At 74.6% G+C, this 25,451-nt stretch carries 27 protein-coding genes; 7 read left to right on the top strand and 20 right to left on the bottom strand.

Annotated features, from left to right (window positions below; genetic code table 11):
* Window positions 1–22 precede the first annotated feature (22 nt).
* The 3 genes from ACH4OW_RS09330 to ACH4OW_RS09320 are packed head-to-tail and all read right to left on the bottom strand — an operon-like array spanning window position 23 to window position 2,918.
* Window positions 23–592, bottom strand: coding sequence for a hypothetical protein (locus ACH4OW_RS09330; RefSeq protein ID WP_360123580.1), 570 nt, complete (start codon window positions 590–592; stop codon window positions 23–25).
* On the bottom strand, window positions 589–2,214 hold the full coding sequence (locus ACH4OW_RS09325) for an ATP-binding protein (RefSeq protein WP_398026256.1): 1,626 nt from the start codon (window positions 2,212–2,214) through the stop codon (window positions 589–591). Before ACH4OW_RS09325 ends, ACH4OW_RS09330 begins: the two co-directional genes overlap by 4 nt.
* Window positions 2,211–2,918 carry a response regulator transcription factor gene (locus tag ACH4OW_RS09320; RefSeq protein ID WP_360123574.1) on the bottom strand — a complete coding sequence of 236 codons (708 nt, stop codon included), beginning with the start codon at window positions 2,916–2,918 and terminating at the stop codon, window positions 2,211–2,213. Before ACH4OW_RS09320 ends, ACH4OW_RS09325 begins: the two co-directional genes overlap by 4 nt.
* Before the next feature lie 186 nt (window positions 2,919–3,104).
* On the opposite strand from ACH4OW_RS09320, the gene ACH4OW_RS09315 reads away from it, so the two are divergent.
* A complete protein-coding gene (locus ACH4OW_RS09315) occupies window positions 3,105–3,854 on the top strand; it encodes a polysaccharide deacetylase family protein (RefSeq protein WP_360123571.1) in 750 nt (249 codons plus the stop codon).
* Window positions 3,855–3,927: 73 nt separating this feature from the next.
* On the opposite strand, the gene ACH4OW_RS09310 is transcribed toward ACH4OW_RS09315, so the two are convergent.
* The 3 genes from ACH4OW_RS09310 to ACH4OW_RS09300 all read right to left on the bottom strand — a co-directional run bounded on the left by ACH4OW_RS09310 (window position 3,928) and on the right by ACH4OW_RS09300 (window position 6,553).
* Entirely contained in the window at window positions 3,928–4,341 is a 414-nt protein-coding gene (locus ACH4OW_RS09310) for an SsgA family sporulation/cell division regulator (protein WP_360123568.1), read from the bottom strand.
* A 98-nt stretch (window positions 4,342–4,439) separates the two neighbouring features.
* Entirely contained in the window at window positions 4,440–6,038 is a 1,599-nt protein-coding gene (locus tag ACH4OW_RS09305; RefSeq protein WP_398026253.1) for a PH domain-containing protein, read from the bottom strand.
* On the bottom strand, window positions 6,035–6,553 hold the full coding sequence (locus ACH4OW_RS09300; RefSeq protein ID WP_398026251.1) for a PH domain-containing protein: 519 nt from the start codon (window positions 6,551–6,553) through the stop codon (window positions 6,035–6,037). The genes ACH4OW_RS09305 and ACH4OW_RS09300 overlap by 4 nt, the downstream gene beginning before the upstream one ends.
* Before the next feature lie 97 nt (window positions 6,554–6,650).
* Here ACH4OW_RS09300 and ACH4OW_RS09295 point away from each other — a divergent pair, with 97 nt between their 5' ends.
* Complete coding sequence (locus tag ACH4OW_RS09295; RefSeq protein ID WP_360123559.1) at window positions 6,651–7,256, top strand: TetR/AcrR family transcriptional regulator; 606 nt, start codon at window positions 6,651–6,653, stop codon at window positions 7,254–7,256.
* Between the two features lie 10 nt (window positions 7,257–7,266).
* On the opposite strand, the gene ACH4OW_RS09290 is transcribed toward ACH4OW_RS09295, so the two are convergent.
* The 3 genes from ACH4OW_RS09290 to ACH4OW_RS09280 form a co-directional block, all read right to left on the bottom strand.
* Window positions 7,267–8,019: a class I SAM-dependent methyltransferase gene (locus ACH4OW_RS09290; protein ID WP_398026249.1), complete on the bottom strand. Its 753-nt coding sequence runs from the start codon at window positions 8,017–8,019 to the stop codon at window positions 7,267–7,269.
* 90 nt (window positions 8,020–8,109) lie between these two features.
* Entirely contained in the window at window positions 8,110–9,078 is a 969-nt protein-coding gene (locus ACH4OW_RS09285; RefSeq protein ID WP_398026247.1) for an aldo/keto reductase, read from the bottom strand.
* A gap of 156 nt (window positions 9,079–9,234) precedes the next feature.
* Window positions 9,235–9,648: an SsgA family sporulation/cell division regulator gene (locus ACH4OW_RS09280; protein WP_398026245.1), complete on the bottom strand. Its 414-nt coding sequence runs from the start codon at window positions 9,646–9,648 to the stop codon at window positions 9,235–9,237.
* Window positions 9,649–9,825: 177 nt separating this feature from the next.
* Here ACH4OW_RS09280 and ACH4OW_RS09275 point away from each other — a divergent pair, with 177 nt between their 5' ends.
* Window positions 9,826–11,331, top strand: coding sequence for a sigma factor (locus ACH4OW_RS09275; protein ID WP_398026243.1), 1,506 nt, complete (start codon window positions 9,826–9,828; stop codon window positions 11,329–11,331).
* A gap of 23 nt (window positions 11,332–11,354) precedes the next feature.
* Here ACH4OW_RS09275 and ACH4OW_RS09270 read toward each other — a convergent pair whose 3' ends face one another.
* A complete protein-coding gene (locus ACH4OW_RS09270; protein WP_360123544.1) occupies window positions 11,355–11,669 on the bottom strand; it encodes a GNAT family N-acetyltransferase in 315 nt (104 codons plus the stop codon).
* Window positions 11,670–11,842: 173 nt separating this feature from the next.
* Here ACH4OW_RS09270 and ACH4OW_RS09265 point away from each other — a divergent pair, with 173 nt between their 5' ends.
* Entirely contained in the window at window positions 11,843–13,012 is a 1,170-nt protein-coding gene (locus tag ACH4OW_RS09265) for a WD40/YVTN/BNR-like repeat-containing protein (protein ID WP_398026240.1), read from the top strand.
* Window positions 13,013–13,041: 29 nt separating this feature from the next.
* Here the strand turns inward: ACH4OW_RS09265 and ACH4OW_RS09260 are convergent, their stop codons facing one another.
* From ACH4OW_RS09260 to ACH4OW_RS09240, 5 genes are all read right to left on the bottom strand, one after another.
* Window positions 13,042–13,776, bottom strand: coding sequence for a class I SAM-dependent methyltransferase (locus tag ACH4OW_RS09260; protein ID WP_398026238.1), 735 nt, complete (start codon window positions 13,774–13,776; stop codon window positions 13,042–13,044).
* 275 nt (window positions 13,777–14,051) lie between these two features.
* Window positions 14,052–14,558 (bottom strand): MarR family transcriptional regulator, encoded by a 507-nt coding sequence (locus ACH4OW_RS09255; protein ID WP_360123535.1) that lies wholly within the window; start codon window positions 14,556–14,558, stop codon window positions 14,052–14,054.
* Window positions 14,559–14,761: 203 nt separating this feature from the next.
* Window positions 14,762–16,393 carry an FUSC family protein gene (locus ACH4OW_RS09250; protein WP_398026236.1) on the bottom strand — a complete coding sequence of 544 codons (1,632 nt, stop codon included), beginning with the start codon at window positions 16,391–16,393 and terminating at the stop codon, window positions 14,762–14,764.
* A 131-nt stretch (window positions 16,394–16,524) separates the two neighbouring features.
* Window positions 16,525–17,529 carry an acyl-CoA dehydrogenase family protein gene (locus tag ACH4OW_RS09245; protein ID WP_398026234.1) on the bottom strand — a complete coding sequence of 335 codons (1,005 nt, stop codon included), beginning with the start codon at window positions 17,527–17,529 and terminating at the stop codon, window positions 16,525–16,527.
* A 12-nt stretch (window positions 17,530–17,541) separates the two neighbouring features.
* On the bottom strand, window positions 17,542–18,729 hold the full coding sequence (locus ACH4OW_RS09240) for an acyl-CoA dehydrogenase family protein (protein WP_398026232.1): 1,188 nt from the start codon (window positions 18,727–18,729) through the stop codon (window positions 17,542–17,544).
* Window positions 18,730–18,807: 78 nt separating this feature from the next.
* Between ACH4OW_RS09240 and ACH4OW_RS09235 the strand changes: the two genes are divergently transcribed.
* The 3 genes from ACH4OW_RS09235 to ACH4OW_RS09225 are packed head-to-tail and all read left to right on the top strand — an operon-like array spanning window position 18,808 to window position 21,480.
* Complete coding sequence (locus tag ACH4OW_RS09235) at window positions 18,808–19,617, top strand: SDR family oxidoreductase (protein WP_398026230.1); 810 nt, start codon at window positions 18,808–18,810, stop codon at window positions 19,615–19,617.
* Between the two features lie 22 nt (window positions 19,618–19,639).
* A complete protein-coding gene (locus ACH4OW_RS09230) occupies window positions 19,640–20,266 on the top strand; it encodes a TetR/AcrR family transcriptional regulator (RefSeq protein WP_360123520.1) in 627 nt (208 codons plus the stop codon).
* A 56-nt stretch (window positions 20,267–20,322) separates the two neighbouring features.
* Window positions 20,323–21,480: an acetyl-CoA C-acetyltransferase gene (locus ACH4OW_RS09225; protein WP_360123517.1), complete on the top strand. Its 1,158-nt coding sequence runs from the start codon at window positions 20,323–20,325 to the stop codon at window positions 21,478–21,480.
* A gap of 48 nt (window positions 21,481–21,528) precedes the next feature.
* Here the strand turns inward: ACH4OW_RS09225 and ACH4OW_RS09220 are convergent, their stop codons facing one another.
* The 5 genes from ACH4OW_RS09220 to ACH4OW_RS09200 all read right to left on the bottom strand — a co-directional run bounded on the left by ACH4OW_RS09220 (window position 21,529) and on the right by ACH4OW_RS09200 (window position 25,426).
* Window positions 21,529–21,840, bottom strand: a complete 312-nt coding sequence (locus ACH4OW_RS09220) for a hypothetical protein (RefSeq protein WP_360123514.1) — start codon at window positions 21,838–21,840, stop codon at window positions 21,529–21,531.
* A gap of 127 nt (window positions 21,841–21,967) precedes the next feature.
* Window positions 21,968–23,023, bottom strand: coding sequence for an NAD(P)H-dependent flavin oxidoreductase (locus ACH4OW_RS09215; RefSeq protein WP_398026637.1), 1,056 nt, complete (start codon window positions 23,021–23,023; stop codon window positions 21,968–21,970).
* Window positions 23,020–23,805 carry a CoA-transferase subunit beta gene (locus ACH4OW_RS09210; RefSeq protein ID WP_398026227.1) on the bottom strand — a complete coding sequence of 262 codons (786 nt, stop codon included), beginning with the start codon at window positions 23,803–23,805 and terminating at the stop codon, window positions 23,020–23,022. The genes ACH4OW_RS09215 and ACH4OW_RS09210 overlap by 4 nt, the downstream gene beginning before the upstream one ends.
* Window positions 23,802–24,662, bottom strand: a complete 861-nt coding sequence (locus ACH4OW_RS09205; RefSeq protein ID WP_398026635.1) for a CoA transferase subunit A — start codon at window positions 24,660–24,662, stop codon at window positions 23,802–23,804. The genes ACH4OW_RS09210 and ACH4OW_RS09205 overlap by 4 nt, the downstream gene beginning before the upstream one ends.
* An 11-nt stretch (window positions 24,663–24,673) precedes the next feature.
* Window positions 24,674–25,426 carry an enoyl-CoA hydratase family protein gene (locus ACH4OW_RS09200; protein ID WP_398026225.1) on the bottom strand — a complete coding sequence of 251 codons (753 nt, stop codon included), beginning with the start codon at window positions 25,424–25,426 and terminating at the stop codon, window positions 24,674–24,676.
* Between the last annotated feature and the right edge of the window lie 25 nt (window positions 25,427–25,451).

The raw sequence follows: 25,451 nt of genomic DNA, 5'->3' as shown, positions 1-25,451 counted from the left end.
TAGGGGAGCGGCGGGTGCCGCGTCAGCCGGCCGGTGCCGGGGAGGAGGTGGAGCCGGGCTGGATGAACGGGAAGGCGTTGCTGCCGCCGCACACCATCGGCCCGACCCTGATGTTGTCGCCCACCAGCGTCACCTGGACGTCCGAGGGGCGCCGGCCGCCGGGTACGGAGGCGTTGGCGGCGGTGCACACCAGCTGGCTCATGGAGGGGGTGTCGAGCCGCTTGGCGTTGGTGGGCAGGTGGACGGTGACCGCGCCGTCCCGCGTCTCGGCGGTGACCCGGCCGGGGAGCACGGGCAGCACGTTGGAGAGGCCGCGCTGCCGTTCGGCGTCGTTGGGGCCCGCCAGCAGCAGGTTGATCGCCTCTTCGGGGCCGACCGGCGCGGTCGCCGGGCGGCTCGCGGGGCGCAGCCCGGTCGGGCCGAGGAAGTACAGCTGGACGTCGGGCGCGGGTTTGCCCGGCGCCTTGAGGCCGTGGGCGGGCTCGCCCGCGTCGATGACGCCGGTCGGCGCGATGCCGCAGCCGGCCAGGGCGCCGATCAGCAGTCCGCCCAGCGCGACGCGCCGGGCCCGTACGGAGTTCGGGGTGCTCATGCCTCGTCCGCCTTCTTCGCCGGGCGGTCGCCGTCGCCGTCCGCCCCGTCCCGGCCGCCGTCCGCGCCGGCCGGACCGCTTTCCGTACGGCCGGCGGACTCCCGCGACGGCTCCCCGGCCGTCCCGGCGCCGCCGCCCGCCTCCTGCTCGTGCAGCGGCAGCTCCACCGTGAACACCGCGCCGCCCTCGGGGTCGTTGGCGGCGTGCATGGTGCCGCCGTGCAGCCGTACGTTCTCCATGGCGATCGCCAGGCCCAGCCCGCTGCCCTCGGAGCGGGCGCGCGCGGAGTCCGCCTTGTAGAAGCGGTCGAAGACGTGCGGGAGCACCTCGGGGTCGATGCCGGGGCCGCTGTCCGTGATCTGGATCACCAGCCGCCCGTCGCCCGGCTCCGGCGCCCGCAGCAGGACCCGTACCGGCTCCCCGCCGTGGTGCAGCGCGTTGCCGACGAGGTTGGCCACGACGACGTCCAGCCGCCGCGGGTCCAGCCGCGCCCGTACGCCGTCCGGCAGTTCGGTGCCCACCCGGCCCTGCCAGGCCCTGGCCTGGAGCGTCTTGCGGATCGTCTCGGCGACGTCCACCTCGTCCAGGTGCAGCGCCGCGGCCCCGGCGTCGAAGCGCGAGACCTCCATCAGGTCCTCGACCATCCGCGCCAGCTTCCCGGTCTCCTGGCTGATCAGCCGGACGGCGGAGGCGGTGTCCGGGTCGAGGGAGTCGGCGTCCTCGTCGAGCACGTCGGTGACGGCGGTCATCGCGGCGAGCGGGGTGCGCAGCTCGTGCGAGACGTCGGCCGCGAAGCGCCGGGAGTTGGCCTCCATGCGGCGCAGGTCCGCGACGCTCTCCTCCAGCTTGGCGGCCATGTCGTTGAACGTCCTCGACAGGTCGGCGAGTTCGTCGGCGCCCTTGACCTCCAGCCGGGTCTCCAGTTTGCCCTCGGCGATCCGCCCGGCGGCCTGCCGTAGCCCGCGCACCGGGCGCAGCACCCCGCGGGCCGCGAGCAGGGCCGGTACGACGGCCAGGCCGAGCACCGGCAGGGCGCCGCGCTGCGCCGCGCTCACCAGCGCCTCGACGTTGGCCTCCTCGGCGTACAGCGGGAGCTGGGCGTAGACGGAGAGCGGGGACGCCACGCGGTTCTCGGTCTGCGACTGCATCACCGGCATGCCGATCAGCAGCCACGGGGCGCCGTCCCTGTCCACCCGCTGGAACGCCGTCACATGCCGCTTCTCGACCGACTCGCGCAGCTCGCCGGGGACGACGACCGGGTTGCGCAGGGTGTCCCGGTCCTTCTCGGCGAGGCCCTTGTACTGGACGTAGACGTCCCAGTCCCTGGCCTTGCCGGAGCGGTCCAGCTGCCGGGTGAAGTCGTCCACGTCCGCGCGGGTCGGCGGCACCGCCAGGTCGGGGGCGAGCGAGTTGACCTGCCCCCTGAGGTCCTTGATCGCGGTGTCCTGGGAGCGCTGGAGGATGGCGTTGCGGGCCTCGCGGTAGGTCAGTGCCGCGGTGGTCAGCGCGCTGACCGCGGCGACCAGCAGGAACGCGACGACGAGCCGGGCCCGCAGGCCGCGCGGCAGCGAGCGGGGGAGTACGGAGAACCGCGGCCGGGCGGCGGGCCGTGGGCGCTTCACAGGGGGCCGAAGCGGTAGCCGAAGCCGCGTACGGTCTGCACGTACCGGGGGCTGCGCGGGGTGTCCTCGATCTTCGTGCGCAGCCGCATGACGCACGCGTCCACCAGCCGCGCGTCCCCGTGGTAGCTGTGCTCCCACACGTGCTCCAGGAGCTGCTGGCGGCTGAATACCTGCCCGGGCGTCGCGGACAGGAACAGCAGGAGCTTCATCTCCGAGGGGGCCAGCGGCAGGTCGGCGCCGGCCTTGGTGACGACCAGTCCGGCGCGGTCCACGGCCAGTTCCCCGTACGTCTCCACGGGGGCCGGGCCCGGCTCGGCGGGTCCGGCGTCCCCGTCGGCGGGCAGCGCGGTACGCCGTAGCACCGCGCGGATGCGCGCCTCCAGTACTTCGCCCCGCGCGGGTTTGACGATGTAGTCGTCGGCCCCGGCCTCCAGTCCGAGCACCACGTCCAGGTCGTCGCCGCGGGCGGTGAGCATGATGATCGGGAGCTGGCGGTCGGCGCGGATGCGCCGGCACACCTCGAAGCCGTCCTTGCCCGGGAGCATCAGGTCCAGCAGCACGATGTCGGGGCGGAAGGACGGCAGGACGTCGAGGCCGTCCTCGCCGCTGGCGGCGGCCGCCACCTCGTGGCCGCGCCGGCGGAGCGCGAGGGTGACTCCGTCGCGTACGGCGGCGTCGTCCTCGATCAGAAGTACTCGGGGCATGGCACCAGTATCAATAAGTTTCATGATGGATCGGTAACAGGCGGATCCTGCCAGCAATTCTTCGCATCTGTCCTGATGCAAGGCAGTAGACGCGCGAGTGCACCGCAGGGGGAATCGTACGGCGCCGACGGTGGCGCCCGTACGCGTGTCCGCGGTGGCGCGCACGGCAGTAGGGACGGGATACGCATGGCACGGCACGGCAGGCGGAGCGGGATCATCGGAGTGACCGCGGTGGCGGCGGCCTCGCTGGGGATCGCGGGCTATCTGACCTTCGGGCAGTCCGGCGCCACCTCCGAGGCGCACGCCGGCACCGGCGAACAGACCGCGCCCGTCATCGATCCGAGCATCGAGCACGCCTCCGACCGCCCCGGCAAGAGCCTGAACATCACCATCGACGACGGGCCCGACCCGGTCTGGACGCCGAAGGTCCTCAACGTACTGGAGAAGAACGGCGTCAAGGCCACCTTCTGCATGATCGGCCCGCAGGCGAAGGCCCACCCGGACCTGGTCAAGAAGGTGGCGGCGGCGGGCCACAAGCTCTGCGACCACACCATCAGCCACAACACCGGCATGGACCACCGGCCGGAGACCTACCAGTCGAAGCAGATACTCGACGCGCAGCAGATGATCGAGAAGGCGGCGGACGGCCCGAAGGTCGAGTACTACCGGGCGCCGGGCGGCGCCTTCACGCCGTACAGCAGGAAGACGGCGGCGGACCACGGCATGCGCCCGCTGGGCTGGAACGTGGACAGCAAGGACTTCGAGCGGCCGGGCACCGAGGCCATCGTCAAGACCGTGCGCCGCGAACTGCACAACGGCCCGACCGTCCTGTTCCACGACGGCGGCGGGAACCGCGCCCAGACGGTCGAGGCGCTGGACCGGCTGCTGCCGTGGATGAAGCAGCAGGGCTACGGGTTCGGGTTCCCGAAGCGCTGAGCGCCGGCGTCACCACCGCGGCCGGCGCGCGGGCCGGTGCCGGGCCCCCGGGAGGCCGGGGCCGGTACCGGCCTCACGCGCCGCCGAGCAGCTCCGCGAGACCGCGGTCCACGTCGAGGTGCTGCTGCTCGCGCCCGGCGGGCACGGCCTGGTACGTACGGTCGAGGAACCGGCGCAGGTCCGCGGTGACCACCTGGACCATGGCCACGCCGTCCTCCACGTGGAACTCCAGCACCGTCCGGTCCCGGCCGAGCGGGCGCACCCGTACGTCCCCGGTGCCCGTCGGGGACTGGAGGCCGTCGGCGAGCAGTTCGCGGGCGAAGGCCCAGTCGACCGCGGCCCCGTCCAGGGAGATCTCCGGAGGGAAGGAGATCCGCACCGCGAGCGGGTCGGCTGGGTGGTAGTGCAGGACCGCGGGCACGGCATGCGAGCCGGGCGCGGTCGCGATGAGACGTACCTGTACGGCTTGGTCGATGGCACTGGGCACCGCGGCTGCTCCCTTACGGCTGTCGGATCGAGGACACCTGGCTTACGCCATGTAGGACGGTGTGCCCGCACTCGCCGTGCACGTGACAGGGGTGTGATCTATGTCATGTCCAGGTCGTCCTGGTTCACGTGCAACGCGTGGGTTGACAGGTTTCCGCGATGGCGCCCGTGACGCGATTTCCTCCGGCCGCCCACCGGGCCGTGGCCCAGGAACTCTTCCAGGATTCCGGGCGCCGCGGCAGCCGCCAGCGCCGGTGCGCCGGCCGCCGGCAGATCGCGGACGTGATAGCCGTCCTCGCCGGCGGCGACCGCCGCGGTGAGGGTGACCAGTCCGCTTCGCCGGCTGAACGGCGTGCTGGAGAACGTCCAGGCCGCCACCGCCTCGCGCTGGAGCACGACGGTCTCCCGGCTGAACGTGCCGGAGCGCATGACGAGGTACCGCCCGTGGACCCCGTGCCCCAGGCTGCGGTACGCGTCCCCGGCCAGCCACAGCACGACCGGCATCGACACCAGCGCGAACGCCCAGGCGCAGTGGAGCAGTACGGGAGTCAGGAGGACGCCGAGGACCGCGAGGACCAGGGTGCCGGGGAGCGTGACGAAGAGCAGGCCGCGCGTACGGCGCCGGCGCAGGGCCGCCTTCGGGTGGGCGCGCAGCCCGGCGGTGGGGAAGTCCGCGCGGAGCGTCCCGGACGCCGTGCGTACCGCCTCCGTACGCGGCGCGGGCGGCAGCAGGACGCTGCGCTTGCGGTTCTCCTCCCGGTTGCCCAGGCCGCCCGCCACCGCGCGGACCGTGGCACCACCGCCCGCCCGCAGCAGCAGTGGCTCCCGCAGCGTCACGCCGCGCAGCCGCCCTCGCTCGATGGTCACCGACCGGGTGGTGAACAGGCCGCGGCGCACCCGCAGCGTACGCGCGTCGGTCCATTCGAGACGGAAGTTCCACCACCCCTCGACGTAGAGCGCCAGGGCGCCGACCGTGCCGAGGGCGATGACGGCCAGCAGTGCGAGCGGGACCGTCACCCAGAGCGCACTGGCCCCGAACTCGTCGAACGCGTCGCGGACGATGCCCAGTTTCCACGGCTCGATACCGGCGCCGTCCAGCACGCGGTAGACGCCCCCGGCGGCGGCGAAGACACCGCCGATCACCCAGAAGGTGAGCGGCGCGTACCGCAGCCAGCGCCAGTTGATGCGGGAGACGACCGGGTCCTCGTCCGCCGCCCGGGCGCCGGCGCGGGCGAGCAGCGCGCTCCGCAGCCGCTCCGCGTCGGCCGTCGCCAGCGCCTCCAGCGAGAGTTCACCGCCGCCTTGCGACGAGCCCGCGGTACCGGCCCGCAGCACGGTGACGCCGAGCAGCCGGTGCAGCGGCGAGGCCGTCAGGTCCACCGTGCGGATGCGGTGCAGCGGTACGGACCGCAGCCGCCGGGTCAGCACCCCGCTGCGCACCTCGAACGCGTCGTCGGTGAGGCGGTAGTCCGTACGGGCCCAGCGGACCAGGCCGATCACGGTGAGGACCGCGAAGCTGCCCGCGATGGCGGCCAGCGTGATCCAGGCGCCGGCCTCGATCCGGCCGCCGGTGGCCAGCGCGGTGAGCGCGAACGAGCCGAGGGGGGCGGCCAGCCAGCCGCAGTGCACCAGCAGGGTGCGCCGGTCGAGCCTGCGCCAGTGCCGCGCGGTGCCCGGTGCGAGCGGTGCGGTGGTCACGCGGCATCACCCGGCACCGCCTGCGCGGCCTCGCCGATCCGCCGCGACAGTTCTTCGGCGTCCGCGTCGGACAGCCCGGCTATCTTCACGTCGCCCGCGGTGGAGGCGGTGGTGACGGTGACGGTCGCCAGCCCGAAGCGCTGCTGGAGCGGGCCGCGCACGGTGTCCACGGTCTGTACGCGCGACAGCGGCGCGATCCGCCGCGTCTGCCGGAACCAGCCGCCCGCCGCGTACACCGCGCGGTCGCCCAGCTCCCAGGCGTGCACGGAGTACCGCCACCGCGGCATCACCAGCAGGTAGCCGAGCGCCGGCAGGACGAGCACGACCAGCAGGAGCGGGCCGAGCCAGGGGAGGGCGCCGGGGAAGAAGAGCACCGAGCAGACGGCCAGCGCGAGCGCGGTGAGCAGCATCGGCCCGCTCAGGGTCAGCAGGGCCTGCACGGTCCACCAGCGGCGGGCGCGCGGATCGACCCGGTTGCGCGGTGGCCGCAGGATGGGTGCGGCGGGTGCGGACATGGGGAGCCCCGTTCTTTTGCAAGTCATTCGTATTGAGTAGCGGTACGTTATAACGGTACGAGCGACTTGTAAAAAGAGAAGGCGAGGCTACGGTCACGTGCCGAAGAAGGTGGACCACGAGGCGCGACGCCGGGAGATCTCCGAAGCGCTGTGGCGTATCGCCAGGGACCGGGGCCTGGAAGGCGCGAGCCTGCGCGACGTCGCCGCCGAGGCCGGCATCTCCCTGGGCCGGCTCCAGCACTACTTCCGCACCAAGGACGAGATGCTCGCCTTCGCGCTGCGCTACATCGAGTCCCTGGCCCAGCAACGCATCCGCGAACGCATCGAGGCGCTGGACGAGGAACCCACGCCCCGCATCGTGCTCCGCGCGTGCCTGACGGGCATGCTGCCCCTGGACGAGCAGAGCCGCACCGGCTTCCTGGTGGGCGTGGCCCACTTCCACCGGGCCGTGCACGACGCGTCACTGCGCACCGGCGCCCGCGACGGCATCCCCAAGCTGCGGGACTTCTTCGCCGACCAGCTGCGGCAGGCGGCGGAACGGGGCGAGGTGCGGCCCGGACGGGACCCGGGCGGCGAGGCGATGGTGCTGATCAGCCTCGTCGACGGGCTCTCGACGTACATCCTGCTGGACGTCCTCACCCCCGAGAAGGCCGTCCGGCTCCTGGACATGCACCTGTCGCAGCTGTTCGACGGGACGGGCTGAACCCGCCCGGTCAGCGGTGGCCGGCCCGGAGCCTGAACGTCATGGCGGTGGCGGCGTCACCGGCGGCGTTGCCGTCCGCGTCCGTGACCGACACCGTGCTCAGCCCGGCCGCGGCGGCGAGCTCCTCGAACCCGGAGCGGGTGTACCAGTGCAGCAGCCACGGCCGCTCCTCCACGGTGCTCCCGCCGTCGCCGTGTCGTTCGTAGCGCAGCAAGGAGGTCCGGGTCCGCAGTGTCTCGTCGCGTTCCTCGGACACCAGGGAGAACCGCAGCTCGGCGCCGTCGTCGGCGGTGGCCGTACGGACCCGGCCGATCTGGTCCGCCGGGCTGGGCGCCGGCACGTGCAACGGCACCAACGCGCAGCCGCCGTCGAGCAGATGGCCGCGGATGCTCCGCAGGGCGGCGACGGCGGTGCCGTCGTCCGGCAGCAGGTTGAAGGTCGGCCCGGCCAGGAAGACCGCCCGGTACCGGCGCGGCAGGCTGAGCGCTTCCATCCGCTGGTGGTGGACCGTCACGTCGATGCCCGCCGCTTCGGCCCGGCGGCGGCAGCGCTCCAGCATGTCCGCCGAGGAGTCGACGCCTTCGACGTCCAGGCCCTGCCGGCGCAAGGCGAGCAGCGGGTCGCCGTCCCCGCAGCCCAGTTCCAGCGCCGGGCCGCCCGCCTCGCGCACGAACTCCGCGTACGGCCCGGGATCGAAGGAGAAGGATTTCAGCGGGGCGAAGGACTCCGCGACGATGCCGGTGTAGAAATCGGCCGCGTCCATGTGTGCCCGCCCTTTCGCCGTCCGATGATCCCGGCGCAGGCTAGTGCCCGGGTGACCGGCGCCACCAGCGAATAAAAGCAGCCCGCCGGATCAGTAGCGGCCGCCCTCGGCCGCGGGCAGGGCGTCGAGTTCGGCCAGTGCGGCGGGCGGCAGGGCGAGGTCCGCCGCGCCGGTGTTGTCCACCAGGTACTTGGGGGTCTTGGTGCCCGGGATCGGAATCACGTACTGCCCCTGGGCGAGTACCCAGGCGAGGGCGACCTGCGCGGGCGAGGCGCCGTACTGTTCCGCGATGGCGCGGACCTTGCCCACCAGCGCCAGGTTGGCCTTCAAGGCGTCCTGCTGGAAGCGCGGCAGCCGGCGGCGGAAGTCGTCGTCCGACAGCTCGTCGAAGGAGGCGATGCTGCCGGTCAGGAAGCCGCGGCCGAGCGGCGAGAACGGCAGGAAGGCGATGCCCTGTTCCTCGCAGTACGGCAGTACGCCGTCGAGCGCCTCGCGGGTCCACAGCGACAGTTCGGACTGTACGGAGGCGACCGGGTGCACGGCCTGCGCGCGCCGGATCTCCTCGACGGTCGGCTCCGACAGGCCGATCTGGCGCGCCTTGCCCGCCTGTACGGCCTCGGCCAGCGCGCCCCAGCTCTCCTCGACCGGCACTTCGGGGTCCACCCGGTGCAGCTGGTAGAGGTCCACGTGGTCGGTGCCCAGGCGCCGCAGGCTCGCGTCGATGGAGCGGCGGATGTGCTCGGGGCGGCCGTTGTGCACCAGCCCGCTCGTGTTGTCCGGCGTGATCTCCCCGGTCTCCAGCCCCACCTTCGTCGCCAGCACCACCCGCTCCCGGTGGCCGCCCGCCAGCGCGCGGCCCACCAACTCCTCGTTGGTGTAGGGGCCGTAGACGTCGGCCGTGTCGATCAGCGTCGCGCCGAGGTCGACCGCCTGCCGGATCACCGCCACGGAGGTGGCGTCGTCCCTGCCTTCCGGGTCGTAGGCGTGGGTCATGCCCATGCAGCCCAGGCCGATGACGCCGACCTCGGGGCCCTGGCTGCCGAGCGTGGTGGTGCGCATGCTGATGCTCCTCGAAGAGAGTGCCGTGTTCGGGTACGGCGTTCACTCTTCCTGCTGGAGCGCACTCGAAGTCAAGCGTCGTCCCACGCAGCCGTACGCGGGCGTACGCGCCGGAAAGCCGCCGGTGCCACGCCCCGGCCGAGGCGGACCGGCCGCCTACGCCTCCCGCAGCAGGTCCGCGAGGTCGGCCTCGAAGTCCAGGTGGCGGGCCTCGTGGCCCAGTGCGACCACGCCGTACGACCGCATCAGGAACCTGCGCAGGTCACGGGCCTCGAACTGCACCATGGCCAGGCCGTCGGCGGTGTGGAACTCCAGCATCGTGCTGTCCGGGCCGCACGGCCAGATGCGCACGTCGCCTTTGCCGGACGGCTCCCGCAGGCCCGCCGCCAGCAGGTCGCGGGCGAACGTCCAGACCACCTCCGCCCCGTCCAGCGACGCGGCCGGCGGGAAGACGACCCGCACGGCGAGCGGGTCGCCGCTGTCGTAGCGCAGCCGCGCGGGGACCTCCCGGGACCGGGGTGCGGTCCCGATGAGACGTGCCTGGACGGCTTGGTCGATGACGTGGGGCATCGCCGGCTCCCTCTGTGCTCGTGTGCGGGTCTCTGTCTCTACGACCCCTAAGACGCGTGGTGCATTACGGCAGTGCACCGAATTGCCGCGTGAGGTGTGTCACGAACTTTTGATTGCGGGGATATGTGCTCCTTACGCTTACGGATTCCACCCGATGCGGTCAGGGGTTGTTCGTTCATGTCCGATGCATCCGCGGTATCCGAGGCGTCGGCGGCGGACGCGTACACCAGGCTGTACGAGCACGAGCACCCCCGGCTGGTCCGGTACGCGCGCTCCCTGACCACGAACTCCTGGCTCGCGGAGGACCTCGTCGCCGAGGCGCACTTCCGCGTCTGGCGCCGCATCCAGGCCGGCCACCGCATCGACAACGTCCCCGCCTACCTGCGCACCACCATCCGGCACCTGGCCTCGGCCGTCGGCGCGGACGCCGCCCGCGAGACACCGCGGGACCCGGGGGACGGCCAGGCGTGGCCGGAGGCCGGCCCGGCGGCCGGGAACACGGACCCGGCGCAGCGTGTCGCCTACACCGATCTTCTGGCCCGCATCATGGGGCAGCTCCCGCAGCGCTGGGTCACGGCCCTGTGGCTGGCGGAGGTCGAGGACCAGCCGCTGGACGCGGTCGGCAAGGCCATCGGGGCGGGCAAGGGCGCGACGGCCGTCCTGCTGCACCGCGCCAGGGAAGGCATGCGGCAGGCGTTCCTGAGCGCGGTGCCTGGCACGCCGGACAACCCGGCCTGCGAGCGGCACTGGAACCGGATGCCCGCTTTCGTACGGGGCGAGGCCACCGCGAAGCAGGCCGACGGGGTCACTGACCACGCCGCGGGCTGCGCCGACTGCCGCGCCCGGATGGCCCTGCTGACCCGGGCCAACCACCGGCTGCCCGCGCTCACCGGGCCCGCGCTGCTGGTGCTCCTCGCGGGCGGCTCGGCGAAGTTCCTGCTGCCGTTGGCGGGCGCCGGAGCCGCCGCGGCGGCCGGCGGGCACCCGGCGGGGGCCGGGGCGCTCACCTCCGTACAGAAGGCCCTCGCGTCCGTGCAGAAATCCGTGGGGCACCTGCTGCGGGGGCAGTTCGGCCAGGCCGGGCCGGTGGCGGCCACCGTCGCGGGGGTCGGCGTGGCGGTGGTCGCCGGCGCGGCGGTGGCCGCGGGCATCGCGCTGACCGGCCACGACGCACCGCCGGCGGCGGGGCACCGAGCCGTCGCCGGGCCGGCGGAGCCGTCCGGTGGCGGTGCCGCGAAGCCGGAGCGCGGGGCCGGGCGGGCGGCGCCGAGTGCCACGGCGGAGCGCACGCCGACCTCCTCGCCCGCCCTGCCGTCCCGCTTCCCGGACGCGTCGCCCGCGTCTCCGCAGGGTCCGGGGGCACCGGCCGCGACGCCGTCGGTCCCGGGGGCGCCCGTGCCGTCCGCGACCGGACGGCCCGGGCTGGCCGGCAGCCCGGCACCGACGCAATCCGGGCCGACCGCCGCACCGACACGGCCCACCGCCGCACCGACGCCCGCGCCGACCCGCAGTCCCACGCAGCGGCCCACGCCGACCCGCGTCCCCACGCCCACGCCGACCACCTCGCCGTCCCCGTCCGCGCACTGCCGCTGGGCCTGGTGGGGGCCGGTCCCGGTCCGGATCTGCCACCACGGTGATGCGCGGGCCGATCCGCGGGCCGGGGCGCGCCCTGTCAGCCCGTGACCTGCCTCAGTCCCTGGCCTGCCTCAGTCCGTGACCTGGCTGCGGTTCTCGTAGACGAGGTCCCGGTACTCGGGGTGCCGGTCCATCCAGCCCGCGACGAACGGGCACACGGCCAGCACCCGCAGCCCCTCCGCCCGTGCCGCGTCCAGCGCGTGCCGGGTCAGCGCCGAACCGACGCCGTTGCCCTCGTACACCGGGTCGACCTCGGTGTGGACGAGGGCGATGAGCCCGGCCGCGCGCAGATAGGCCGCCACGCCCGCCAGCTCCCCGCCGAGCCGGGCCTCGTAGCGGTGGGCGTCGCGGTCGTCGGTCACCGTCACCGGAGCCGGCGCGTTCATGAGGGTTTCTCCTGCCGGTCCATCGCGGCCTCCTCGTACGTCGCCCGCGGGCGTTCCGCACCCCCTGTGCAGAACAGTAGGAGGGCCGGGCGGAGCACGCGAGGCGAGAGTTCGGGCAGCCGTTGCCCGGCGTCTCTGGACGAGGCGCCCGGGCTGGGTTAGCTTCCAGCCTCATGAGGGTCAAGGGGAAGTCGGGACAGCCAGGACGGCCGGGGCGGACGAGACACAAGCGCGTGCTGTGGGCGGTGGCCTGCGCCGTGGCGCTCGGTGCCGCGAGCACCGCTCCCGTCTCCGCACAGCCGCAGCGCACCGCGGCACAGGCGGCAGCCGCCGCGCAGGCCGCCGCGCGACCGGACGCGGTCGCCCGGTGGCGCGGCGGCTGGGATCTCAAGGACAGCGACTCGGACGCCCGTTTCCGCGGCCTGGCCGCCGTCAGCCGCAGCACGGCCTGGGTCGCGGGCACCGGCGGCACCGTGCTGCGCACCGTGGACGGCGGCGACCACTGGAGCGACGTCTCCCCGCCGGGCGCCGGGGCCCTGGAGTTCCGCGACGTCGAGGCGTTCGACGCGCGGCAGGCCGTGGTCCTGGCGGCCGGCGAGGGCGAGGCGTCCCGCGTCTTCCGTACGGACGACGGCGGCGCCACCTGGACCGAGAGCTTCCGCAACACCGACCCGCGCGCCTTCTACGACTGTATGACGTTCTTCGACGGCAGCCACGGCATCGCGCTCGCCGACCCGGTCGACGGCACCTACCGCATCCTGTCCACCGCCGACGGCGGCCGGAACTGGCGGGTGCTGCCCACGCGCGGCATGCCGGCGGCCCAGCCGGGCGAGGCGTCGTTCGCCGCCAGCGGCCAGTGCCTGGTCAGCTCCGGCGCGTACGACGCGTGGTTCGCCACCGGCGGCGCGGCGAAGAGCCGGGTCCTGTACTCCCCGGACCGCGGCCGCAGCTGGACCGTCTCCGAGACGCCGGTCCCGGCAGGCGACCCGGCGCGCGGGGTCTTCGGCCTGGCCTTCCGCGACCGCGAGCACGGCCTGGCGGTCGGCGGGGACTACCGCACCGGCAAGCCGTCCCCGAAGGCCGCGGCGGTGAGCGCCGACGGCGGCGCCAGCTGGCAGGGCTCCGCCAAGCCCCCGAAGCGCTACCGGTCGGGCGTGGCCTGGCTCCCGCGCAACACGCGCGTCGCCCTCGCCGTCGGCCCGACCGGCAGCGATGTCACCCTCGACGGCGGCCGCTCCTGGCACGGCTTCGACGACGGTTCGTACGACACCGTGGACTGCTCCGCGGACTTCGGCTGCTGGGCGGCGGGGGAGGACGGGCGTATCGCCAGGCTGGAGCCGTGATGCCGCGGGTTCCCTGGCCCGCTGCCCTGTCAGCGGGCCCGCGCGGACAGCGCCAGGGCGTGCGGCGCCGCCAGGTACCGCGCGAACAGTGACGCGCTGCCGTCGGCCGCGGTGCGCGGCGGCTGCCAGGAGACGTCGGTGAACCCGGCCTCCACGAGCGCGCGCTCGTACGCCTCGCGCGACCAGTAGTAGGCGGTCACCTGGAAGTTTTCCTCGCCTGCCCTGCTGTGCACGCCGACGGGGTCGCCGTCCCGCAGGTGCGGGTCCGCCACGGTGAGGTCGAAGCCGTAGGGCCGGTAGTAGTGGGGCACCGTCGCGAAGTCCGGGTTGAGCGTGGCGGCGACGAAGCGGCCGCCGGGGGCGAGGGTGTCGCGGGCGGCGGCGCACAGCCGGGTGAGCGCTTTCGGGGTGGCGGCGTACGACAGCGCGTACACGGCCACGGCCAGGTCGAACGCCCCGGAGAGGGCGGCCGCGGTGTCCGTGTCCTGGACGAGGTAGCGCACGCCGAGGGGCTCGACCTCCTCGCGGTGCCGGGCGTGCGCGATCATGCCGGGGGACCGGTCGACGCCGAGCACGCTGCCCGCGCCGCTGCGGGCGAAGAAGCGGGCGTAGTGCCCCGAGCCGCAGCCGAGGTCCAGGACCCGGCGGCGGTCGACGCCGTCCGCCGCGGCGAGGACGGACGGCATCTCGATGTGCCGTCTGAAGGGCAGCTCGTCGATGCTGCGCTCGTGCAGGGCGGCCAGTCCGTCGAATTGGGAAGTCATGAGGCTGCCTCGGGAGACGGGTCGCCGGGCGACGGGGGACGGTGGGCGGGCAGTGCGCGGGCGGCTGGTGCGGCCGTGCCCCGGCCGGCGGGCGCCAGCGGAGCCAGTTGCGGAACGCATCATTCCGCAGTCCGCGCGCGGTCTCCGAGAAGTGTCGGCCGAACGGCCGGTACGCCACTCGCCCTGCCCAGGCGCCACCGTCTCAGAGGGCGCTCGCGCGCGCCGGCTGCCGGGCCGGCGGCATCACCCGTCCGGCGTACGGGGCGGGCCGTTTCTCAGTCCAGCAGGCTCCCGAGCCGCCCCTCCAAGAGGACCAGCAACTCGCTCAGCCCATCGGCGAGTTCATCCTGGCGGCGCGCGTCGATGCCCTCCAGCAGGCCGGCTTCGTACCGCAGTTGCTCCGGCAGCAGCCGGTCGATGACCGCGAGGCCCTCGTCGGTGAGAGAGAGGTGCGAGACCCGCCGGTCCCGCTCGTCGGGGCGCCGTGCGACCAGCCCGCGCGTCTCCAACTGCCGTACCCGCTTGGTGACCGCGGCCCCCGAAGCGAAGGTCTCGCGGGCGATCCGGCCGGGCGTCAGCTCGCGGTCCATCCGCCGCAGCGTCCCGAGGATGTCGAATTCAGGGCGGGTCAGGCCCTCCCGGCGCAGCGGCGCGTCGGCGGCCTGCTGCAACAGCGCGGAACAGCGGTTGAGCCGTCCGATCACCGCCATCGGACCGGTGTCGAGCCCCGGGTTGACCCGCTGCCACTGGCGCAGCACCCCCGCGACGATGTCCTCGGTCACACGCACCTCTTCTTTCCGGGCTCTCCCGGCCCCCGTCGGCGTCGTCGTGTCGCGCACGGCGGTCCCCGGGCGGCCGTACGGGCCCCGCGCCGCGCCGCGCCCGACAATTCTGCCTGGTGCCGGGCACGGGAGCCGACCGGGGCGGTACGGGTACGGGCGGGGCGTGCCGGGCGGCGGGCGTCCGGCCGGGGCCGGGCACCGGCTCAAGCGGCCGGCGCGGGATCGGACAGCCGGCGCACGACCCGGGCCAGGGTGCGGTGCCCCTGCTGCTCGGCGGGCACGACGCGCTCTTCGGGCACGGCGCGCTGCCACCACTCGCCGGCCGACACCTCCACCGCCTCCCGCAGCTCCACCAGGCTCGCGGCGAGCCGGTCGCGGGCCCAGCCGGCCTCGTGCGCGTCGTCGGCGTCCAGCAGCCGCAGCACAGCGGCCTCGGCCGCGGCCACCCGGTCGAGCGCCGCCTCGATGCGGTCGGCGGCGCGGCGGTTGGTGACCAGGACGCAGCAGGCCAGGCCCACGGCCGCGCCCACGACGGTGTCCGTCCAGCGGTCGGCGACCAGCGTGTGCGCGGGCAGGTGGCTGCCGAACTCGGTGAGGAGCAGGGCCATCGGGGTGACCCATACCGACCCGAGCCAGTAGTTGCGGGTGATGCTCGCCTCCGCGCAGAACTGGAAGGTCAGTGCCAGCAGGATCATCGCCAGGTGGCCGGTGTGGATCAGCGGCAGCAGTGCCGTGAAGAGCAGCAGCCCGAGGAGATTGCCGATGGTGCGCTGGAGGGCCCGCTGCCACGACAGGGTGGTGTTCGCCTGGAAGATCGACGCAGCGGTCACCACGGCCCAGTACGGGTGGCCGACGCCGACCGCCATCGACGCCCAGCCCGCCAGCGTGCAGCCCGCGGCGACCCGCGCGCCGATGGGCAGCAGCGGTGAGCCGGGAGCGAGCCGGGAGAGGACGGTGCGCAGGCCGCGCGGACGGCCCGGCGCCGGCCGGCGCGCGGCTTGCGCGCCGGTCAGCGCGACGTCCGGCAGCGGCCTGCCCCGGCGCAAGTCACGAGCCCACACCGCGTGACGCTCGGCCTCCGCCGTGTCCGTCTCAGGGGCCGCGAGGGCCGACTCGGCGCGTACGAGCAGGCGCTCCAGCCCCGAGCGCGCGGCCATGGCGGCGGGTGTCCGGGCCGGGACCTGGAACAGTGTGTGCCAGGCGGCGTTCACCGCGGCCGCGGCGGCGTGCCGGGCGCCGGCGGCTTCGTCCACCCGGTCGCTGCGCAGCAGGGAGGCTGCCGCCTCCAGCGCGCGCGCCGTGGCGATCCGCTCCGGCCCGCGCGGCCGGACCAGCGCGGGCGCCATGCACACCAGCCAGGCCAGTGCGCCGGCGCCGAGCGCCAGGGACAGGTGGAAGGGCACCTGGCTCATCCGCTGCGGCACGAAGAACGCGGACGCCGAGATGAACGTGAAGATCAGGTTTCCCGGCGGGCCGATGCGCGTCGCGTCGCAGGCCGTCTTGTGCACGGCGGCGACCAGCGAGGCCAGGAGTACGAGCAGGGGCACCGAGGTGGTCAGGGACGCCGCGGTCAGGGCGACGCCCAGGCTCGCGACCATGCCGAGCACGACCCACGCCAGGGTGCGGGCGCGCGCGGCGTACGGCAGGCCGTGCGCGTACAAGGCGCACATCGCCCCGGCCGAGGTGTAGAGGACCAGGTCCAGGCGGCCCAGTGCGAGCAGCAGGAAATCGGGGATGCCGAGGGCGACGACCGCGCTCAGCGCGGGCTTGTGCCAGATGTCGACGGGGCGGCGCAGCAGCACCGTGCTCCGGACGGGCAGCGGGCGGGCGCGCACCGCGCCCGTGCTCCCGGCCGTGGCCGCCGCTCTCTTTCCCGTAGGTCTGGCGTGTTTCCCCATGCCCAAAACCTTAACAGGTGTTTTACTAGTAAAAGATTTGCGCTCGTGTGGTTCACCCGCCGTGTGGTTCACCCGCCCGCCGCGGGGGAGGGGAGCACCCGGGCCCGGCACTCCGCCGGGGTACCCCAGGCGCCGCGCAGAGCGCGCGCCTTGCGGATCCACAGGGAGAGGTCCAGCTCCTCGGTATAACCCAGTGCGCCGTGCAACTGGAGCGCGGCCCGCGCCGCCGCATAGGCGGCCTCGCCCGCTGCCGCCTTCGCCATCGCGATGCCGATCCCCGCCTCCCGGCCGCCCGCGAGGTCCACCGCGGCGCCGTACACCAGCGGCTCGGCGAACTCCAGCCCCAGCAGCACGTCCGCCAGCCGGTGCTTCACCGCCTGGAACGAGCCGATGGCGACACCGAACTGGGTGCGCTGCTTCACGTACGCCACGGTGTCGTCCAGCAGGCGGCGGCCGAGCCCGAGCGCCTGCGCCGCGGTCAGCAGCCGCGCGAGGTCCGCGGCGTACGCGGCGGCGGCCCGCACGGCCGGGCCGCTCGCCACGACGGTTCCTCCGTCATTCCCGCACCGCACCAGCCGCCGGGCCGGATCGACCGAGGGCTGGACCGGCCCGTACCCGCCGGGCCGCCGCAGCGTGCCGCCGTCGGCGACGAAAGTGACATCGGCGGCCGCCGCGTCGAGCGCGTACGGCCCGCGCGCCAGGTCCGCGTACGACACCACCGCGCCCCCGGCCGCGATGGCGGGCAGCCAGGCCCCGGCCGGGTCCGCGTCGCCGAGCCGGTCCAGCAGTACGGCCGCGGCCACGGTCTCCACCACCGGGCCCGGCACGGCGTGCCGCCCCGACTCCACCAGGCCCACGACCAGCTCGACCGGCAGGAACCCGGCGCCGCCGCACCCCTCCGGCACGGCCAGCCCGAACAGCCCGGCCTCCGCGAGCCGGCGCCACACCGCGCGCCCGGGGCCGCTGTCCCCGGTGCCCCAGGCCCGCACGGCGGCCGGGGTGTCCGCCGCTGCCAGCATCCGGCCGAGCGTCCGCCCGAACTCCGCCTGCTCCGCGTCCAGCAGGAACCGCATCCCTCGACTCCCTCACGGGTCCGTGCCGTCGCGGCGCCGGCCCTTCGGCAGGCCCAGCAGCCGCTCGGCGATGATGTCGCGCTGGATCTCGTTCGTGCCCGCGTAGACCGGGCCGGCCAGCGCGAAGACCCAGCCGTCGGCCCAGCTGCCGTGGGCCGGTGCCTCGCCGGCGCGGTCGGCGAGTTCGCCGCGCGGGCCGAGGAGGTCGAGTGCGGTCTCGTGCAGGGCGATGTCGAGCTCCGACCAGAAAACCTTGGTGAGGCTGGCCTCGGCACCCGGTGTGCCGCCCGCCGTGAGCCGCGCGGCCGCGGCGTAGGCGGACAGCCGGTAGGCGCGGGCGCCGATGAGCGCGTCGGCGACGCGGTCGCGCAGCGCGGTGTCCGCCGGGTCGGCGGTCTCCCGCCACAGGGCGGCGAGCCGGTCGGCGGCGGCCGTGAAGCGCCCGGGGGCGCGCAGCGTCAGCCCGCGCTCGTTGCCCGCCGTGCTCATGGCGACCCGCCAGCCCTGCCCCGGCTCGCCGATCACGTCCTCGTCCGGCACGAAGACGTCGTCGAGGACGAGTTCGGCGAAGGCCGGCTTGCCGTCGAGGCGGCCGACCGGCCGTACCGTCACCCCCGGCGCCGCCAGGTCGAACATCAGGTACGTCAGGCCGCGGTGCGGCCGGTCCGCGCCGGGGTGGCTGCGGAACAGCCCGAAGGCGCGGTCCGCGAAGGCCGCCCTGGAGGACCACGTCTTGTGCCCGCGCAGCAGCCAGCCGCCCTCGGCCCGCACGGCGGACGACCGCAGCGCGGCGAGGTCGGAACCGGCGCCGGGCTCGGACCACGCCTGCGCCCATACGGTGCGCCCGTCCGCCATCTCCGGCAATACGCAAGCCAGTTGGCCGGCCGTGCCGTGCTCGAAGAGCGTGGGGGCGAGCAGGCTGATGCCGTTCTGCGAGACGCGGCCGGGGGCCTGCGCCGCGTGGTACTCCTCCTCGAAGAGGAGCCGGCGGACCGGCGACGCGCCGCGCCCGCCGTACGCCTCCGGCCAGGACACCACCGACCAGCGTCCTGCGCGGAGTTCGCGCTCCCACTCCCGGTGGGCGGCGAAGCCCTCCGCCGTCTCCAGGGAGGGCAGCGGTACGGCGGGCACGTGGGCGGCCAGCCAGTCCCGCGCTTCCCGCCGGAACTCCTCGTCCTCCACGGTGAGTTCGAGATCCATCGAGCGGCCTCCCTGCGGTGGCGGCGGGCTCCTCCGGGGCCGTTCCCTAACAAGTGTTTGGTAGGTTAGCGTACGGGCATGACGCCCGAGAAGCCTCCGGCGACGCTCTCGCCACCCCCGTACGTCCCCGGGCACGGCCTGCTCGCCGGCCGGACGGCCGTGGTCACCGCCGCCGCGGGCACGGGCATCGGCGGCGCCACCGCCCGCCGGCTCCTGGAGGAGGGCGCGGACGTGGTCCTCTCCGACGCGCACGCCCGGCGCCTGAAAGAGACCGAGACGGCGCTCGCCGCGGAGTTCGGCGCCCGGCGGGTCGCCGCACAGCCCTGCGACGTCACGGACGAGGTACAGGTCACCGCCCTCTTCGACTACGTCGAACGGCGGCACCGGCGGCTGGACGTCGTCGTCAACAACGCCGGACTCGGCGGCACCGCCGACCTGGTGGAGATGACCGACGAGCAGTGGGCCGCCGTCCTGGACGTCACCCTGAACGGGACCTTCCGCTGCACCCGCGCCGCCCTGCGCCGGATGCGGGCCGCCGGCACGGGCGGCGCCGTCGTCAACAACGCCTCGGTCGTCGGCTGGCGGGCCCAGCGCGGCCAGGCGCACTACGCCGCCGCCAAGGCCGGCGTGATGGCGCTGACCCGCTGCGCCGCCGTCGAGGCCGCCGCGTACGGGGTCCGCGTCAACGCCGTCTCGCCCAGCCTCGCCGTGCACCCGCACCTGGCGAAGGTGGCGAGCGAGGAACTGCTGGCCGCGCTGACCGCACGGGAGGCGTTCGGACGCTCCGCCGAGCCCTGGGAGGTCGCCAACGTCATCGTCTTCCTGGCCAGCGACTACGCCTCGTACATGACCGGCGAGGTGGTGCCGGTCAGCAGCCAGCACGCGTGAGCGGGGAGGCGACAATGGGCCGGTGCCCACCGCAAAGAAGCCCGGGAAACCGGCCGCCGTGAACCCGCCGTCGCCCGCCCGCCGCCGTGAACTCCTCGCCACCGCCGCCGAGGTGTTCGCCGAGCACGGCTACAACGCCACGACCGTACGCCGGATCGCCGACGAGGCCGGCCTGCTCGCGGGCAGCCTCTACTACCACTTCGACTCCAAAGAATCGATGCTGGACGAGATCCTGCGCACCTTCCTGGACGAGCTGTGGGCCGGCTACGACGCCGTGCTCGCGGCCGGACTCGGCCCCAGGCAGACCATCGAGGCCCTGGTCACCGAGTCCTTCCGGGAGATCGACCGGCACCGCGCCGCCGTCGCCATCTACCAGAACGAGTCCAAACAGCTCGCCGGCCGCCCCCGCTTCGGCTACCTCGCCGACTCCCAGCGCAAGTTCGAGAAGGCGTGGCTCGGCACGCTGGAACGCGGCGTCGCCGACGGCGTCTTCCGCACCGACCTCGACGTCCGGCTCACCTACCGGTTCGTTCGCGACACCGTCTGGGTTGCCGCGAGCTGGTACCGGCCGGGCGGCCACCACGGCCCGGAGGAGATCGCCCGCCAGTACCTCTCGATGGTGCTGGACGGCATCGCCGTACGGGACTGACCGCACAGCGCCCCCGCACAGAGCACCGCGCACGCCCCTGCGACCGAGGAGCCGGCATGGCCGAGGCCTACATCATCGACGCGCTGCGCACCCCCGTCGGCAAACGCGGCGGCGGACTCGCCGCCGCGCACCCGGCCGACCTCGGCGCGCACGTCCTCAAGGCGCTGATGGAACGCACGGACGTGGACCCGGCCGCCGTCGACGACGTGGTCTTCGGCTGTCTGGACGCCGTCGGCCCGCAGGCCGGCGACATCGCCCGCACCAGCTGGCTGGCGGCCGGGCTGCCCGAAGAGGTGCCGGGCGTCACCGTCGACCGGCAGTGCGGCTCCTCCCAGCAGGCCGTCCACTTCGCCGCGCAGGCCGTGCTCTCCGGCACCCAGGACCTGGTCGTCGCGGGCGGCACCCAGAACATGTCGATGATCCCCATCGCCTTCGCGAGCCGCCGCGCCGCCGAGCCGCTCGGGCTCGCCGAAGGCCCGTTCGCCGGCAGCGCGGGCTGGCGCGCCCGCTACGGCGACCGGCCGGTCGACCAGTTCCACGGCGCCGAACTGATCGCGGACAAGTGGGGCATCTCGCGCGCGGACATGGAGGCGTACGCGCTGCGCTCGCACCGGAGGGCCGTACGCGCCGCCGACGAGGGGCGCTTCGCGCGCGAGCTGGTCCCGTACGGGGACGTGACGGCCGACGAGGGCCCGCGGCGCGACACCTCGGCGGCGAAGATGGCGGCCCTGCCGCCCGTGGTGCCCGGCGGCCGGCTCACGGCCGCCGTCTCCTCCCAGGTCTCCGACGGCGCCGCGGCCCTGCTGCTGGCGAGCGGGCAGGCCGTACGGGACCACGGGCTGACGCCGCGCGCCCGCGTCCACCACCTGTCCGTACGCGGCGAGGACCCGATCCGGATGCTGTCCGCGCCGATCCCGGCCACCGCGCACGCGTTGAAGAAGACCGGGCTGGGCATCGGCGCCGTCGACCTGGTGGAGATCAACGAGGCGTTCGCGCCGGTGGTGCTGGCCTGGCTGGAGGAGACCGGCGCCGACCCCGCCCGGGTCAACGTCAACGGCGGTGCCATCGCCCTCGGCCACCCGCTCGGCGCGACCGGCTGCCGGCTCATGGTGACGCTGCTGCACGAGCTGGAGCGCACCGGCGGGCGCTACGGCCTCCAGACGATGTGCGAGGGCGGCGGCCAGGCGAACGTGACCGTGATCGAACGGCTGTGACCGGCCGGGCGCGGCGCCGGGCCCGGGCTCGCGCGGGCCCGGCGGGTGTCAGCAGGCCCGGTTCTTCACGTACAGGGCGCGCGGGCCCCGGTCCGTGCCGTACCGGACGTCCTTCGTCGCGGCCTTGGGGAGGCGGCCGTTCACGGCGGGCCTGGCCGGGACGACGATCGTGTAGCAGGCCGGGCGCTGCGCGCACAGGTTTTTCAGGCGGACGAACCGCTGGTGGTCCTTGGTGAAGTACTTCATGACCTTGGCGCACTGCGGTGCCCGCGGCGCGGCCGCGGCCTGCGACGCCGTCGCCAGCCCGAGCGTGGTGCCGAGCGTCGTCGCCACGACGGCCGTGGCGAGGAACTTGCGCATGTGATCTCCCCCGAGAGAAACCTTCGCCCGCGGCAGGTCCACAGGCGGCCTTCAGTGGTCATTCTCCACCGTAGTCCGGCGAAATCCAGACCGGTGTTCGGGTCGGTTGCCCGGCCGGCCGGCCCGGTCAGCCCGGCCCTTGCGGCCCCAGCCGGTCCAGCGTCGCCGCCGCCTCGGCCATGATCCGGCCGACCAGTTCCGCACACGTCGGCAGGTCGTCGATGAGGCCGGCCACCTGCCCCGACGCCATCACCCCGGCGTCCGTACGGCCCTCCACCATGGCGGCCCGCAGCATCATCGGCGTGTTCGCGGCCAGCAGCACCTGGCTCCAGGTCAGGTCCCTACCGCGCTTGGCGGCCAGCCCGTCGCGCACCAGCCGGACCCAGCCCGTACCGGTCTGCCTGCGGAACGCCGCCGCGTGCCGCACGGCCCGTACCAGCGCCGCCGGGCGCCCGGACCGTTCGAGCGCGTCGACCAGATCCGTGCGCAGCATCCGGTGCGGCAGCCCGTCCACCGCCCGCGTCACGGTGACGTCCCGGACCGACGCCGCCAGGTAGCGCGCCTTGACCGCGGCGGGCACCGTGCTGTCGGACGTGAGCAGGAAGCGGGTGCCCATGGCCACGCCCGCCGCGCCGTACGCGAGGGCCGCGACCAGGCCGCGCCCGTCGCAGAAGCCGCCGGCCGCGACGACCGGGATGTCCACCGCGTCCACGACCTGCGGCAGCAGGACGGTGGTGGCCACGTCGCCGGTGTGCCCGCCGCCCTCGCCGCCCTGGACGACCACCGCGTCGGCGCCCCACGCGGCGACCTTCTCCGCGTGCCGCCGCGCGCCCACCGTCGGCATGACGACCACCCCGGCGTCCTTGAGCCGGCCGATCAGCTCCCGCGAGGGCGCCAGCGCGAACGAGGCGACCCGTACGCCCTCCTCGACGATGATCCGCACGCGTTCCGCGGCGTCCCCGGCGTCCGCGCGCAGGTTGACGCCGAAGGGCCGGTCCGTACGGGCGGCGACCTCGCGGACCGCGGCGCGCAGCCGACCGGGGGACATGGTGGCCGACGCCAGGATGCCCAGCGCGCCCGCCTCGGCGGTGGCGGAGACCAGGCGCGGTCCCGCCACCCATCCCATGCCCGTCTGGACGACCGGGTACCGGACGCCGACGAGGCCGGTGAGCGCGGTGGTCAGGGGCGGCACGGCGGCACCTCGCGGTCGCGCAGCCCGTCCGGGTCCACGGTCTCGCGGATCAGCCGCAGCTCGGCGGCGGTGGGTTCGCGGGTGTACGGCACGCCGCCGGCCGGCTCGCGCAGCGCGAAGCCGGTGGCCGCCCGCACGTCGCCGATCCCGACGCCGGGGTGCAGCGACCGGACGCGCATGGTGCGGTCCGGCGTCTCGAAGTCGAACACGCCGAGGTCGCTGACGACCTCCGCGATGCGGTGGTAGCGGGTGGCGGACGGGCCGGCCGCGGCGGCCCGGTCGTACCCGACGCCGCACACCATGTCGACCCGCGCGACGAACGTCCGCTTCGAGTGCTTCGGCACCCAGTAACCGACCGGGTTGTTGAGCGTGTTGACGGGCGCGCCCCGCACGCCCAGCAACTGCCGGTCGGGGCGTGCCCAGTCCCCGATGCAGGAGATGTTCTGGTTGCCGTACCGGTCGATCTGGCTCGCGCCCATCATGACGTGCCGGCGCCCGGTGGCGACCAGCGCCAGATGCCGCCGGTAGGGCAGCCAGCCCTCCGTCACCGCCGATCGCGCGCCGGCCGCCGGCACGTCGCCGACGAGCAGCGCCTCGCCGTCGGTCAGCAGGAGGCCGGGGGAGAAGGTGAGCTTGGCCAGCCGCGCGCCGATGGCCGGGACGGTGCCCATGGGCGCGGCGAGGACCTCACCGGCGCCGCGCCACGCCTCGGCGCACGCGAGCACGCAGTATTCGGCGCGGGTGACGGCCCCCGGCCCGGTGCCGGCGCTCATGAGTGCTCCTCCGCGGTCTCGCCGGCGAAGGCCGCGACCGCGGCCCGGTAGTCGTCCTCGTCACCGGACAGGAAACGCTTGGCGAACGCGGCCCAGCTGTCCGCGTCCGCTGCCGCCCGGACGTACGCCCGCTGGAACGCCTCGTCCCTGCCGTAGTCCGGCGCGCACGAGGTGAAGTGCGCGCCGCCCGGCGCCTCGACGACGCCGCTGACGAACATCCGGCTGACCAGCAGCGTCTGCGGGCCGCCCGCCCGGGGCAGCTCCCCGTCCGCCACGACGCGCTCGCACGACACGTACGCCGCGTCCGCCGCCTCGCAGAACAGGTCGTCGAAGTACGGGTCGGGCCCCAGGTACTGCCCGTTGCCCCGCGCGTCCGCGCGGTTGAGGTGCACCAGCGCCGCGTCCAGGCGCAGCGCCGGTACGGCGGTCAGCTCCTCCCCGTCCGCGTACGGCGACGTGACCGTGCGGAGGTGCGGGTTGACCCGCAGCACGTCGGACCCCAGCCCGGCCCGTACCGGCATGAACGGCAGCCGCTGGCCCGCCGCCACCAGCCCCCACATGAACATCGCCTCGTCCAGTTCGGTCAGTGCGAAGGCGGCGCGCTGCCGTGCGGCGCGGTAGTGGGGCTCCAGGGGGACCGAGTCCAGCGTGACGAAGGGCGTGACCAGGCGGCGGATCTTCCCGGCGGCCGCCAGCAGGCCCACGTCGGGGCCGCCGCACGAGACGACCGTGAGGTCGGTCAGGCCGGAGCGGAGCAGGGCCCGCACCAGGGCCATCGGCTTGCGGCGCGAGCCCCAGCCGCCGATGCCGACCGTCATGCCGCTCGCCAGCCGGGCCGCCACGTCGTCGGCGGTCATCGTCTTGTCGCTCAACCGGGTCCACCTCCGGACGTGAAGGCGTCGCGGTGCCGGTCGGCGACGCCGCTGAGGTTGGCCTCGAAGGTGAAGCCCTGCTCGAAGCGGTAGCTGCGGCGTACGTCGACCGGGTCGATGCCGTTGAGTGCGGCCTTGGCCAGCCGCAGCAGGTAGCCGTCCTTCGCGGCGATCTCGCCGGCCAGCGCGAGCGCCGCGGCCAGGACCTCGCCGCGCGGCACCACGTCCCACACCGCGCCGTGCCGCCGGAGCTCGGCGGCGGTCACGGTGCGCGAGGTGAAGTAGAGGGTGCGCATCAGGTGCGGCGGGACGAGACGGGCGAGGTGGGTGGCCGCGCCGAGCGCGCCGCGGTCCAGCTCGGGCAGCCCGAACGTCGCGTCCTCGCTCGCCACGATCGCGTCCGCGTTGCCGACCAGCCCGATCCCGCCGCCCAGGCAGTACCCCTGAACGGCGGCGACGACCGGGACCTCGCAGTCGTAGACGGCCGCGAACGCCTCGTAGCAGCCGCGGTTGGCGCCGATCAGCGCGGTGTGGCCCGGCGTCCGCTGCATCTCCTTGAGGTCCACGCCCGCGTTGAACCCGCGGCCGGCGGCGGCGAGCACCACACACCGGGTGCCGGGGTCGCGGCCGGCCGCCCGCAGCGCGTCGGCGAGGTCGAACCACTCCTGTACGGGCAGGGCGTTGACCGGCGGCCGGTCGACGGTGACGAGTGCGATGCCGTCTTCGGGGCGTGCGGTGGAGACACCCATGGGCGGATCAGCTACCTTTCCACCA

Source organism: Streptomyces sp. NPDC017056, from assembly GCF_044332485.1.
In the GTDB taxonomy this organism is placed as follows: Bacteria; Actinomycetota; Actinomycetes; order Streptomycetales; family Streptomycetaceae; genus Streptomyces.
Note: the sequence above shows the minus strand (reverse complement) of the source record. Positions and strands in the feature narration are given on the sequence as shown.